A 13,192-nucleotide genomic window follows, 5' to 3' on the forward strand; every position below is an offset into this window, starting at 1 on the left:
ATGATTGAGAATTTAGTGATAGTGGAGTCTCCGGCAAAAGCCAAGACCATTGAGAAATTTTTAGGGAATGGTTATACCGTGAAGTCGAGTTTCGGACACATCCGCGATTTGGAAAAAAAAGATTTAGGAGTAGACATCGAACATAATTTTCAGCCTAAATATGAAATATCTTCCGACAAGAAAACAATCGTCAAAGAGCTGAAAACACTGGCCAAGGAAGCGAAGACCGTATGGCTGGCTTCCGATGAGGACCGTGAAGGAGAAGCCATTGCATGGCATTTATTCGAGGTGTTGAAATTAAAACCGGAGAACACCAAGCGAATAGTATTTCATGAGATTACCAAAGATGCGATTCTCCATGCGATTCAAAACCCAAGAAACATTGACAAAAATCTGGTGGATGCCCAACAGGCCCGGCGGGTATTGGACCGTTTGGTCGGATTCGAAATGTCGCCGGTGTTATGGAAAAAGGTAAAGCCTTCACTTTCTGCCGGCCGGGTGCAATCCGTTGCCGTAAAACTGATCGTTGAACGCGAACGCGAAATCAATGCTTTCAAAGAACAACAATATTACCGGGTTTGCGGAACTTTCGAAACCCAGCAACATGCTCAATTAAAAGCCGAAGTACAGACCCGTTTTACCGATAAAGAAACGACACTTACTTATCTGGAAGCCTGTAAAACAGCTATTTTCCATGTGGATAGTGTAGAGACCAAGCCGACGACCCGCAAGCCTGCTCCCCCGTTCACCACTTCCACATTACAACAGGAAGCTTCCAGAAAACTGGGTTTTTCGGTATCCCAGACCATGTCGGTAGCACAAAAGCTTTATGAACACGGGCTTATTACCTATATGCGTACCGACTCGGTCAATCTCTCCGATCTGGCCATCCGGACAGCCAAAGCTGTCATTTGCGAAACATTGGGAGAAAAATATTCCAAACCACGGAATTTCGCGACCAAGACCAAAGGAGCACAAGAAGCCCACGAAGCTATCCGGCCTACCTATATGAACAAAACGGCCATAGAAGGCGACCGGAACGAGCAACAATTATATGAACTGATTTATAAAAGGACTCTGGCTTCGCAAATGGCGGACGCCCAACTGGAAAGGACCAATATGATCATCGGTTTATCCAACCATTCCATCCCTTTTACGGCAACCGGTGAAGTGATTATTTTCGACGGTTTTCTGAAAGTATACATGGAATCACATGACGAAGAAACCGATGATGAACAGGCCGGTCTATTACCTGCTTTAGCTCCGGGAGACCAGTTACAACGTCAGCTCATTACAGCTATAGAACAATACACCCTTCATCCGCCGAGATACACCGAAGCCAGTCTGGTAAAGAAAATGGAAGCTTTGGGTATCGGACGTCCTTCTACCTATGCCCCGACGATCACAACCATACAAAACCGGGGCTACATCATCAAAGAATCCCGGGAAGGCGTCGAGCGTAATATCGAACAGATCGAACTGAAGGGCAACGATATTAAAATCAAAACCAACAAAAAGATATTCGGCGCAGAAAAGAAAAAACTTTTCCCTTCCGATATGGGTATGGTAGTTACTGATTTTCTATCGGAGCATTTCACCAATATCATGGACTATAACTTCACCGCTGAAGCGGAAGAAGCCCTCGACGATATTGCCGAAGGGTCTGTCGAATGGCAAAAGATGATCGGAGAATTCTATCATCCTTTCCATGAAACTGTCGAATCTACCCTCAAAAATTCGGAACGGAATAGCGGGCAAAGAATTCTAGGTACGGATCCGGTAAGCGGCGAGACGGTGAGTGTTCGGATCGGCCGGTTCGGTCCGATGGCACAAATCGGGGAAGGAGAGCATGTACGTTATGCAGGCCTTTTAAAAGGACAGCTCATGGAAACCATCACCCTGGAAGAGGCCTTGGGTTTATTCAAATTTCCACGTAAAATCGGCCAGTACGAAGATAAAGACGTCAGTATCGGGATCGGCCGGTTCGGACCTTATATCAAACACAACAATGTGTTCGTATCTTTGAAAAAAGGAGAAGACGATCCGGGGACCATCACTCTCGAGACAGCCATTCAACGCATTGAAGAAAAAAGAGAAAGTGACCGGAATAAACTGATAAAAGCTTTCGATAATGGAGTGCAAATCCTGAACGGCCGGTTCGGACCTTACATCTCTTACAACAAAGCGAACTATAAAATCCCTAAAACATGTAAAGCAGACGAGCTTACATTAGAGAAATGTATGGAATTGATCGAGAAAGAAGGTAGCAAGAAAAAGCCAGGCGGAAGCAGCAAAAAAACGCCTGTCCGAAAAGCCCAAACGACCACGAAAAAGAAAAATTAAACCATTTCCTTATTAAAAGGATGTGTGTCAGGAAATAAACCTGAAATAAAGTGAGGAAAAGCGAGCCCGAAAATTTGCACAACAATGCACTTTTATCTATCTTCGTAGCCTCTAAAAATAATGTAAACCGTAAAAAACATTAAATTTTTAATATAAATGGCAACATTACAAACAATCAGAAATCGCGGCGGACTACTTGTTAGTATTGTGATCGGTCTGGCCCTGATAGCATTCATTGTAGGAGATGCATTAAATTCAGGTTCAAGAATTTTCAATAGCCAACGGAATCAGATTGGCGAGATCGCAGGAGAGGGAGTATCTATCATAGATTTCCAAAACCGCGTCAGTAAAAATGAAGAAATGATCAAAGCGATGAACAATGTATCTTCACTGAATGAAGAACAGCAGACCATGTTGCGGGAAAACACCTGGCAGCAAATGATCATGGAACAATTGATGCAAAGAGAATATGATGAAATCGGTATCGATGTCAGTGGTGATGAATTGTACGATGCATTACTCGGCGAAAATATGAGCCCGGCATTACGCCAGCTTTTTACAAATCCGAATACCGGCGAAATCGATTATGCCGGTGCCAGAGATTATGTAAAAAAAGTAATCTCCGCGCCCAATAATATTCCGCAGAAAGCGTATTGGCTGAACATGGAAAAAGAAGTTTCCGACAGCCGGAAAATGGCGAAATACAATGCAATTGTCGCCAAAGCGCTGTATATTACGGATGCCCAGGCACAAGAAGCAGCAGCCAACAGTGCTGATAAAGCCGACATCAGTTATATCGTCAAAAACTATTCTACAATTGAAGATTCTACGATCAACGTAAGCAACGGGGAGATCAAAGAATATTACAACAAACATCAGAAGAGCTTCGAACAACCGGAATCGCGGAAAATTGTTTACGTCAATTTCGATATCGAACCTTCCGGAGAAGATTTCTCCGAAACTGAAGGGGCGGTGAACGACCTGGTAAAAGAATTTGAAGAAAGTGCAGACCCACTGGAGTTTGTAAACCTCTCTTCCGATAAAAAAGCCGACCGAAACTATTTCAAACAAGATGAAATAGCAAACGATAGTATGGCTCAATTCCTATTTAATAATGAGAAAGCCGTATTCGGTCCTTATCTGGAAAATAACGCTTATAAAATCTCCAGAGTAGCTTCTGTCAAAATGTTGCCCGATTCTGTAAGAGCCCGCCACATTCTGATCGCTCCTCAAAATCAGGATTATGCACAAGCAAAAAATATAGCAGACAGCTTAGCCGGTCTGTTAAGAAAAGGAGCTGATTTCGAAGAATTGGCTAAAACCAATTCCGTAGACCAAAATTCAGCAGTCAACGGAGGCGATCTGGGTTGGTTTACGTCGAGAACGATGGTACAGCCTTTCAGCGATTCTGCCTTCTTCGCCAAGAAAAACGATATCAAGGTAGTCTTGACACAATATGGCGCACATGTGCTGCAGGTAACGGACATGGCTAAACCGGTGAAAAAAATCCAGATTGCAACGGTTGAAAAAGAAGTTTCTCCATCTGCTAAAACCACCAATCAGATTTACAACGATGCACGCACTTTTGCTATTGAAGTATCCAATCTCGACAACTTTAACAAAAAAGTCGAAGAAAGCGGTTTAACCAAACGTATCGCTACCATCGGCAAAAACGATAAAACAATCGCCGGTATGGAGAGTGCCCGTGAAATGATCCGCCAGGCTTATATGGCCGAAGAGGTGGACGAAGTTTTAAAAACAAACGACGGTTCGACCATCTTTGAAAACGGGAACAAATTCACCATCGCCGTACTGACAGAAATCGACGAAGAAGGTATCGCTCCGCTCAACAAGGTAGCCGGTAATATCAAACGGATCCTGATACAGAAGAAGAAAGCCGATTTGTTGAAAAAAGAACTGGCATCGGCTAAGAGCGGTAGTGAAAGTTTACTTTCCATTGCCCGGAAAGCCGGTTTGGAAGTCAAAGAAGCCAACGAAATTTCATTCAATTCTTTCCAAATTCCGGGAGCAGGAATCGAACCTAAAGTAATCGCAGCTTCCAGCATAACCGAACAAGGCAAGATTTCCGAACCGATCGCAGGAAATCAGGGGGTATATCTGATCCTGGTCAACAACCGGACAACCGAAGAGGTAACACCGGATATGGTCGCTCAGGGCAAACAAGCCTTACAACAAAGTAATATGTATCGTGCGAACTATCAGGCTATTCAAGCTATCTTGAAAAATGGCGAAATAGTTGACCAGAGATACAAATTCTATTGATAGAAAGCATAAATATGAAAAAAACAGGAGGAGTGAATACGACTCTTCCTGTTTTTTTCTCCTCCTCCCTTTCTCCCCATAGCGGCACGTACTTCACCGACAATCCTTCCGTCCTTATCAGACACCAATCGATAAAATATCAGGCAGGTAGGTGAAAATGTTTTTATTAATCTATTAAAGTTTACAAAGGACTCGAAAAGTTATCCGGCAGACAGGCGTTGGAAAATGCCTGTCTGCCGGACAATGCCCGTTATTCCTGCCGGAACGGTTATTTCGGCATGGCATTCACCCAATTAGGATTCTGCTGCGTACCGAAACCGGCATTGATCTCACCGGCAGGTATCGGAAATACAAAACTCCGGACATTGAAATTCTTATATTTTCCGTCTGCCACTTCGATCTTCTCACCTGTGCGGCGGGCATCGTACCAACGATGTCCTTCCTCGAACAACTCCCGTTGGCGTTCCTCTGCGATAAAGGCAAGAAGCGCCTCCTTCGTACCGGGAAGGTCATCCTCTGTCCGGATTGCCGGATTGCGTTTCGCCGTATTCAAGAGTTCCTTTCGGGCACCGGATACATCACCCGACTGTGCTGCCGCTTCTGCCATGATAAGGTACATCTCCGATACGCGGAACACCGGAATATTGTTCACCGCATCAGCTCCGGCAATACCGGGAAACTTCATAGGACGTCTCGGATTTTTTCCATCACCGACCAATTGTGCACGGATATCCCCTTTCGCAAACAGACCGACAGCCCGTTTCGTCAATGCGCCACCGTAACTTCCATACAACGTGTTCAGACTGTTTGCTGAAAGATTGTCATCCGAACTCTTGGCTATGGTAAAAATATCCTCGCCCGATATAGCGGTCGACTTCCACATGCCCACGTATGCCTCGTCTTCCACCGGAGCAGCATTCCGCAACTTCAACGCCTCGGCTGCAGCCTCTTTCGCTTTTCCGTATTTGCCCATGTACAGGTTCACCCTTGCCTCTAATGCCTTGACTGCTGCGCCATTAAAATATTTCTGCACATCACTGCCCACCACATTCGGCGTATTCACCGCTTTTTCAACATCACGCAAAATCCACTCGTACGTGGCTTTCACGGAACTGCGCGACACCTCGGCACGCAACTCTATCGGCTTCTCCTCCACGATAACCAGACCGCCATGTTCATCATTGTCCGTTCCGTAAGGAAGCCCAAAAATATTCACCAGTTGGAAAGCCGAAAATGCACGCAAGGCATAACACTGCGCCATCGCCTTATTGAGAGTCGCCACGTCCGCCTCTCCCAATCCGCCGGCAGCTAGCAACGCTTCTGTCCCGTTGATGCTACGGGTAGCCAGATCTATCACCTTGTAGCCGTATTGCCATACATCCCCCAAAACCCCTTCTGTTTCGGAAAACGTGTAAGTGTTGAGAGTCACGAAATGCCCTGATTTCGCATCTGCCACCGCCATATCGGCAGACATATCGCCAATCGCCACCGCATTGCGGCCCATGAAGCGGTAGCTGCCGAAAGCGTAATAAACTCCGTTGAGGGCATTCTCCACATCGGAAACGGTAGCATAGGCATTCTCTTGCGGGATATTCTGGTACAGGTCCTCGTTAAAATACGAATCACAACCTGCCGCCAACAGCCCCCCTGCCACAATCAAACTATATATTCTTTTCATAATACATTCGATTTAAATGTTTAACTTTAAAAACCAATATTCAGCCCAAACATCACATTGCGCGGCGTAGGGTAATTCCACCACTGAACGCCGTTGGGTGCTATACCGGACGGATCAAAACCGCGGAAATCCTTTGCCACGAACGTATGCAAGTTGTCGGAACTTACATAGATACGGACATTGTTCAGGTGGATACGTTGCACCAGATCCTTCGGCAAGGTATAGCCGAGGGTAATATTGCGGATTTTCAGATAATCGCCTTTCATCAGATAACGGGTAGAGGCGGAGTTTGCACCGGATTTGTCACCAAATACGAAACGTGGCACCAATGCCTCATCACCGGGCTTCTGCCAACGGTTTTCATACACATAGCGCGTCGTGTTCTGCACTCCGGCCGCACCGGTCTGCTCATCATAACGGAGGTTGTCACCGAATATCTTGCTGCCAAGCGAATAATTCAACTGGAAAGAAAAGTCAAAACCGTAAAGATTCAACGAAGAGGTTAAACCGCCCTGGAATTTTGGCGACGCCTTACCGACATATTCCTTGGTAGCCTTATTGTAATTGGTGGTCTTCTCGCGAGAGATCTCCTTTCCGTTTTTGTCCCGGTTCACAATCCACCACATCGGACTGCCCGTATCAGGATCGACCCCTGCCCATTCTTTCATCTTCCAGGTATAAATGTCACGTCCCGGTTCCACTATTGTAATACTCCCCTCGATCGGCAAGTCGGTACTCAGTTTCTTAATTTCATTCTTATTCGCGCTTCCCACGAAAGTCAATGTCCAATCCACCTTATCGGTACGCACCGGCGTGACACCAACAGAAAATTCAAAACCCTTGTTCTCCAATTCCCCTACATTGGTGGGAATGGACGACATTCCGCTCGTTAACGACAGAGGAACATTGAACACCATATCTTTAGTCAGGTGACGGTAATAGTCAAACTCTACATTCACCCTACGCTCCCACAATGCGAGATCCACACCGACATTGAACTTGGCGGTCTGCTCCCATTTCAGGTCGGGATTGCCTGCTTGTTGACGGTAGCTTCCCGGCTGGTTGTTATAGTTATACCCGAATCCGTAAAGCCCGCGTGACGCATACCACGAACCGCCCACATCCTGGTTTCCGGAAGTACCGTAGCTTACCCGCAACGTCAGTTCGTCCAGCCAATTGCTTGCCAACTGCATAAAACTTTCTCCCGTCAGGCGATAGCGTGCACCCACGGAATAGAAAGTCGCCCAGCGGTTGTTGGAACCGAAACGGGAGGATCCGTCGGTACGGACGCTTGCCGACAAATAATATTTGTTGGCATAATCATACTGCCCGTTAAAGAAGAAGGACGCAAGAGCCACATTATCCAAAGAAGTGGACGCACTCGTAGGCTTTGCCGCCAACTCGATTTGGCTGAGATATTCCACCGGATAATTGCTTCCTGCCAGATAGGAGGAATTTTCGCGGGTATGCTGCGCTTCCTGCCCCACCATCATATTCACGTGGTGGTCATCGAACGCCTTGACCCAGCTAAGGGTATTTGTGATGCTAAGCAGCGTACGTGTAGTGGTTCCCTGTTCGCCCCTACCCCGCAAACCCTTGCCTTGTGGCTGCAGGAAAGACCAATAGCCGAATTCTTTTATCGAATATAAATCCAAGCCTCCCCGTGACGTAAACGACCAGGCAGGAGAAAAGCGGATAGTCACATAAGGCGAAAGAATGGCGCGGTAAGTCTTCGCTTCGCTACGGTCACCGTCCTTACTACGTTGGGCCACAGGATTATATTGAGTATTTTCAAAATTCCATTCCCCCAATTTGTTCCTGACAGCAATAAGCGGATTCATCTTACCGTAGGCCAACGTAATCGGATCGCTGAAATAACCTCCGCCCGCGCCCATGTTCATGATCGAATAAGAGAACGAACTGTTCAAACCGTACTTCACCACCTTGCCCGGCTCCTGTTCAAGATTGAAACGTCCGGAAAAACGTTCCAGGTCCTTGCCGATAATGATAGCCTCATTCTTAAAGTAGTTGAACGAAAGGAAGTACTTCGCAGCGTTTTCCGAAACGCCACCGGAAGAAATGTCTAGATTATAGTCCTGGATCTTGCCAACGCGGGTAACCTCGTCCATCCAGTCCGTATTGGCCCCCTCACCCGGCTTCAAACCGAACGTGTCATACAAATCAGCTAAAGCAGCATCTTTGTTCTCATAATCGTCCGGATAAGCAGCCAACAAGCCGTCTACCATCAGATTTTCATATTGCTCCTGGTTCAGCAGGCGGTAGCGGCTTGTATAATTGGGCATCATTTCCAAACCGAACTTAGCCGTCAGATTGACTTTCAATTTACCGCGCACACCTTGCTTCGTAGTGATGACAATCACACCGTTTGCCGCCCTGGCTCCATAAATGGAAGTCGCCGTGGCATCCTTCAGTACGGTTATACTCACGATGTCTGCGGAATTCAGTGTAGCCAACGGAGACACCGACGCACCTTCGCGCGAGCGTATACCCATAGTACTGCTCTCGATAGGTATACCATCAATCACATACAAAGGTTGCGTACCGGAATTATAGGAATTGCGCCCGCGGATAAAAATGGTCGATGGCGCACCCGGCTGTCCGGATGCCGTATTGAGCTGGACTCCGGAAACGGCACCCTCAAGTGCCTTTACAGGATTTGCATCGGTTTTTTTTGAAATATTGTCAGCTCCCAAAACCGCAGCCGAACCGGTAAACGACCCTTTGGTTGTCGTCCCGTAACCCGTCACAACCACTTCGTCAATACCGATCGATGCCAAACGCATGTTGACATTGACCACAGAACGGTTGTTTACCGGTATCTCCTGTGTCTGCATACCGATAAAGGTAAACACCAAAACAGCCTTTCCATCTATCCGAATGGAATATTTTCCCATCGCATCCGTAGCCGTTCCCAGGTGGGTACCCTTAATTACGACAGATACCCCGGGTAACGGCGAACCGTCGTCCGCATCGGTGACAACACCCGTAATGGTCTTCTCCTGTGCCATTCCCACCTGTACGATACCGACAAGCAAGACAAGCAGTAAATAAAGTTTGTTTCTCATAAATATAAGTTTTAATAAAATACTGCGATTCCCCTCCCCTGACAGAAGTAAAATCAATCTTTTCAAATAGAGACAATCGTCAAACTACTACTTATATCTGCTTGTTTTTCCTCCTAAAATCCAAGTCAACCAATTTAAACGTTCGTTTTTATTGGAAAAAAGAGTAAACTTTAATTCTATCTTTTTCAACTCTCCGTTCTCCGTTTTCCGTTCTCCGCTTCTCCAAATTTATCGAACGTTTTTATTGGTCAGATATTTTTGCTCCGTTTTTTCAGGAATTGCTCCAGTACAATATTAAAGAATATTTTTTATAATACAATAGTTATTTAAGAAAATTTTTAGACTTCCCTTGAAGCAGAAATACCAAATACCAGATATTTTATACACAAGTCCCAAACATACAATACATTAAAAACAATGTATAAAATTTAATAAATATAACATTTTGTCAGATGCAACGATACAAATAGCGATATTTTTCCTTATTCATTTCCGTAAATTTGGAAAACGGAGAATTGTATTTAGAGCCTTATGAAGAACTTATAGTCCGACACTCCATGCAATTGTGCTCTAAAACGCTTGAGTTTGGAATTGAGTGATTCCGCCGCTGCATTAGTAGAGCGATTGTCGAAGTAATTCAAGATGTGCTCCTCTCTATACATAATCAAATCTCTTGCAGACTTAAGCTCTCTTAGAGTGCACTCTGCAACCTTCTTGTACCAACAGTGAAGTTTATCGCTGGCCACCTCCTTCGTCACTTTAGAGCGGAACACGGACCGCAGTGAGTCCGTCAGGTCATAGGCCTCCTTGATTTTAGGGCACAGTTCAAATAGCAACGCGGCACGTTCCTTCTGTTTGTCGCTCCACTTGTCCCTACTCATTGAGAGCAGATGCTTGCTGCTTGTTATGAGTTCTACCTTTGTCTCGCCGTTTGACTACTCATATATTTATATTATTTTTTTATAATATTTCTCTTGCTATCCAAGCACAGGCTTCTGCATCCGCCAATGCGTGGTGATGATTTTCCAACTGATAGCCGCAGGTAGCGGCTACGGTGTGCAGTTGATGGTTCTCCAACTCAGGGAAGGCTTGCCGAGAAGCACAAAGCGTATCATAGAACTCATAATCGGGATAGTCCATTTGATAGACACGAAAGACTGCTTTTAGGCAACTTTCATCAAAGGGCTTGTTATGCGCTACCAATGGCAGTCCCTTAATCAGAGGCTCTATTTGTTTCCAGACTTCGGGAAATATTGGGGCATCAGTTGTATCATTGCTGCACAAGCCATGTACCTGACTGCACCAATAATTATAGTATTCTGGTTCTGGCTTGATGAGAGAGTAAAATGTATCTACAATCTCTTCACCACGTACTATCACGATGCCTATCGAACAAACAGATGAACGCTCGTTGTTGGCAGTTTCAAAGTCTATTGCTGCAAAATTCTGCATAGCCGTTAATTTATTGATTATCTTTGTTTATCAAGTTTACAACCACTTTCACCATTACATCTTTTTCCTCGGTACGGCTCTCTGCTATCATCAAAGTTAATGCGACAAGTGTGTTGTCAGCAATGCGTTTTCCGCCATTAGGTGAATAGAGTATGCCGTTTCTGTCTAAAAACCAAAGGAAGAGCATTGCTGCAATTCGCTTGTTTCCATCACTGAAGGAGTGATTCTTCACCACAAGATATAACAGCATAGCAGCTTTTTCCTCTACGGAAGGATAGAGTTCCACACCATCGAAGGTCTGGTAAATCTGCCCAACACTGCTTTTGAAGGAATCGTCTTTTTCATTGGCAAACCATTTGCTGCCGCCAAACTTGTTCTTCAGTTCGTTAATGGCTTGCATGGCTCCTTCGTAAGTAGCATGGAATTTTTCTTCATTTGTGGTTCGCTCTATAGATAACTCTTGATAATCATATTTGTCCAATGTGTCAAGGGCGTATGTATAATCAGAAATCACTTCAACCAGATTGACAGCATCCTCTGACGATAATGTTTCTTGTGCCCTAATTGTTCTGCTTAATACGGCAACCAGTTGTTTTAATTCGGTATAGTGTCGCTCTGATATGGATTTGTTTACGGCATAACCTTTCACCAAATATTCTTTTAACACCTTATTTGCCCAACGGCGAAAATCGACTCCATTTTTGGACTTTACGCGATAGCCGACTGATATAATTACATCCAGGTTGTAGAAATTCACATCATGAGTCTGACTTTTAGCTTCCATTGCACCATGTTGAGTGGTTGTCGCAAATTTTGCGACAACCACTTCTCCTGCCAGTTCTTCACGAATTGCATTATTGATGTGTTTACGGATGGTTTTTGAATCCCTTCCAAACAATTCTGCCATTTGGTTGGCATTTAACCATACCGTGTCTTTGTCTATCTCAACGCTCAATTGTGTTTCTCCATCAGCAGAACGATAGATTGCGACTTTATTGTTGTGGCGATATTCCTTTTCCATGATAATTTGTAATTAAGCAGTAAAGTCTTTCATAAAATAACCGAATTTTCATGTAAAACAGAGATGATGGATTTCAATTCTTTTATGATGCCATCGGATATGTCTGCAACATTTGTTCCAAACGAACGTAACTAAAAGTTTACTCTTTTATTTATAGAAATTCCGCACGAACATGCCTTTCACCGGTCTTTTCAATATCAAAGCTGCAAAAACGGCATGAATGAAACCTATTCCATAGGCAAATAACTGAATAAAAGCAGCCACAATCGACAAAAACGCGACCTTTATCCTTTTATTCAACCGCCAAGAATCGATAAAAAAGACAAATATTAATAAGAGCAAAGGAAGCAGGCAATACCAAGAAAAAAATATCCCTCCCAACAAGCACAACAAACAACCGATAACAAAACAAGCCGGCAGGAAATGCACCAATTTCAAAGAATGGGGGTGTAAAAGGTACAGATTGATCCGGGCCATACCCGAATTATACACCTGCTTGAAAAACTTTCGGAAAGAGGTGCGGCGTTTATGAAAAACATAGGCCTCGGGCAACAGACAGGTTTTAAATCCGGCAGCCATGATGCGGATACTCATATCGATATCCTCCCCAAAACGCAGACCGGAGAATCCCCCGGTAGCTTTCAGCACCTCCTGGGAAAAACCCATGTTAAAACTCCGGGGATGAAATTTTTCCATCGACTGTTTTTGTCCCCGTATCCCTCCCGTAGTAAAAAAGGAGGTCATCGAATAATTAATGGCTTTTTGTATATTCGTAAAAGAATCGTGTGCCCGGTCGGGTCCTCCGAAAGCATCTACACCGGCCTCCTGGCAAGCTTGCCGTACCACCTGAGTATATTGCCGGGGAATAATACAATCCGAATCGAGAAAGACCACATATTTCCCTTCGGCTCTTTCGGCACCATAATTCCGGCTCAGGCCAGGTCCGCTATTTTCTTTAAAAAAATACTTGATATCGATAGCAGACTTATACTGCTCCACGATCCGGTCACAACGTACTGTCGAACCATCTTCGACAATAATGATTTCAAAATCACGGTTATCCTGAGCTGCCAGACTTTCCAACAATTCCTGAACCTCTTGCGGACGATTATATACGGGTACGATCAATGACAAATAAGGCATAAATCCAATTCCTAATTTTTCCAAAGGTAAAGAATATTTTTTCATTTGGAAAATCAGGATTGTAAAGACAAAGAAATATGATATGTATTATTATTATTTTAACTTTGCTACGTCAATATAGAATCGACCCAATGTCTGAATTGAAAAAAGTTTTAATTGTTACTTATTATTGGCCACCAGCTGGAG

The 13,192-nt window shown here is 44.6% G+C and carries 9 protein-coding genes; 3 read left to right on the forward strand and 6 right to left on the reverse strand.

Annotated features, from left to right (window positions below; translation table 11 throughout):
• The 3 genes from topA to ODOSP_RS19945 all read left to right on the forward strand — a co-directional run bounded on the left by topA (nucleotide 1) and on the right by ODOSP_RS19945 (nucleotide 4,781).
• On the forward strand, nucleotides 1-2,343 hold the full coding sequence (gene topA / locus ODOSP_RS12525) for a type I DNA topoisomerase (RefSeq protein WP_013612667.1): 2,343 nt from the start codon (nucleotides 1-3) through the stop codon (nucleotides 2,341-2,343).
• 156 nt (nucleotides 2,344-2,499) lie between these two features.
• Entirely contained in the window at nucleotides 2,500-4,626 is a 2,127-nt protein-coding gene (locus ODOSP_RS12530) for a peptidylprolyl isomerase (protein WP_013612668.1), read from the forward strand.
• A 14-nt stretch (nucleotides 4,627-4,640) separates the two neighbouring features.
• Nucleotides 4,641-4,781, forward strand: coding sequence for a hypothetical protein (locus ODOSP_RS19945; protein WP_157741849.1), 141 nt, complete (start codon nucleotides 4,641-4,643; stop codon nucleotides 4,779-4,781).
• A gap of 113 nt (nucleotides 4,782-4,894) precedes the next feature.
• Here the strand turns inward: ODOSP_RS19945 and ODOSP_RS12535 are convergent, their stop codons facing one another.
• The 6 genes from ODOSP_RS12535 to ODOSP_RS12560 form a co-directional block, all read right to left on the reverse strand.
• Nucleotides 4,895-6,304: a RagB/SusD family nutrient uptake outer membrane protein gene (locus ODOSP_RS12535; protein ID WP_013612669.1), complete on the reverse strand. Its 1,410-nt coding sequence runs from the start codon at nucleotides 6,302-6,304 to the stop codon at nucleotides 4,895-4,897.
• 26 nt (nucleotides 6,305-6,330) lie between these two features.
• Complete coding sequence (locus ODOSP_RS12540; protein ID WP_013612670.1) at nucleotides 6,331-9,390, reverse strand: SusC/RagA family TonB-linked outer membrane protein; 3,060 nt, start codon at nucleotides 9,388-9,390, stop codon at nucleotides 6,331-6,333.
• Between the two features lie 521 nt (nucleotides 9,391-9,911).
• A complete protein-coding gene (locus ODOSP_RS12545; RefSeq protein ID WP_228026240.1) occupies nucleotides 9,912-10,298 on the reverse strand; it encodes a transposase in 387 nt (128 codons plus the stop codon).
• Between the two features lie 52 nt (nucleotides 10,299-10,350).
• Complete coding sequence (locus ODOSP_RS12550; protein WP_013612671.1) at nucleotides 10,351-10,842, reverse strand: 3'-5' exonuclease; 492 nt, start codon at nucleotides 10,840-10,842, stop codon at nucleotides 10,351-10,353.
• A 10-nt stretch (nucleotides 10,843-10,852) separates the two neighbouring features.
• Nucleotides 10,853-11,863 carry a virulence protein RhuM/Fic/DOC family protein gene (rhuM, locus tag ODOSP_RS12555; RefSeq protein WP_013612672.1) on the reverse strand — a complete coding sequence of 337 codons (1,011 nt, stop codon included), beginning with the start codon at nucleotides 11,861-11,863 and terminating at the stop codon, nucleotides 10,853-10,855.
• A 147-nt stretch (nucleotides 11,864-12,010) separates the two neighbouring features.
• A complete protein-coding gene (locus ODOSP_RS12560) occupies nucleotides 12,011-13,051 on the reverse strand; it encodes a glycosyltransferase (protein WP_013612673.1) in 1,041 nt (346 codons plus the stop codon).
• Nucleotides 13,052-13,192 lie beyond the last annotated feature (141 nt).

This window comes from Odoribacter splanchnicus DSM 20712 (genome assembly GCF_000190535.1).
GTDB lineage: Bacteria > Bacteroidota > Bacteroidia > Bacteroidales > Marinifilaceae > Odoribacter > Odoribacter splanchnicus.

Excerpts from the sequence above, each read along its gene's own strand:
- topA (WP_013612667.1), top strand. The coding sequence starts at position 1 with ATGATTGAGAATTTAGTGATAGTGGAGTCTCCGGCAAAAGCCAAGACC.
- ODOSP_RS12540 (WP_013612670.1), bottom strand. The coding sequence starts at position 9,390 with ATGAGAAACAAACTTTATTTACTGCTTGTCTTGCTTGTCGGTATCGTA.
- rhuM (WP_013612672.1), bottom strand. The coding sequence starts at position 11,863 with ATGGAAAAGGAATATCGCCACAACAATAAAGTCGCAATCTATCGTTCT.
- ODOSP_RS12550 (WP_013612671.1), bottom strand. The coding sequence starts at position 10,842 with ATGCAGAATTTTGCAGCAATAGACTTTGAAACTGCCAACAACGAGCGT.
- ODOSP_RS12530 (WP_013612668.1), top strand. The coding sequence starts at position 2,500 with ATGGCAACATTACAAACAATCAGAAATCGCGGCGGACTACTTGTTAGT.
- ODOSP_RS12535 (WP_013612669.1), bottom strand. The coding sequence starts at position 6,304 with ATGAAAAGAATATATAGTTTGATTGTGGCAGGGGGGCTGTTGGCGGCA.
- ODOSP_RS12560 (WP_013612673.1), bottom strand. The coding sequence starts at position 13,051 with ATGAAAAAATATTCTTTACCTTTGGAAAAATTAGGAATTGGATTTATG.
- ODOSP_RS19945 (WP_157741849.1), top strand. The coding sequence starts at position 4,641 with ATGAAAAAAACAGGAGGAGTGAATACGACTCTTCCTGTTTTTTTCTCC.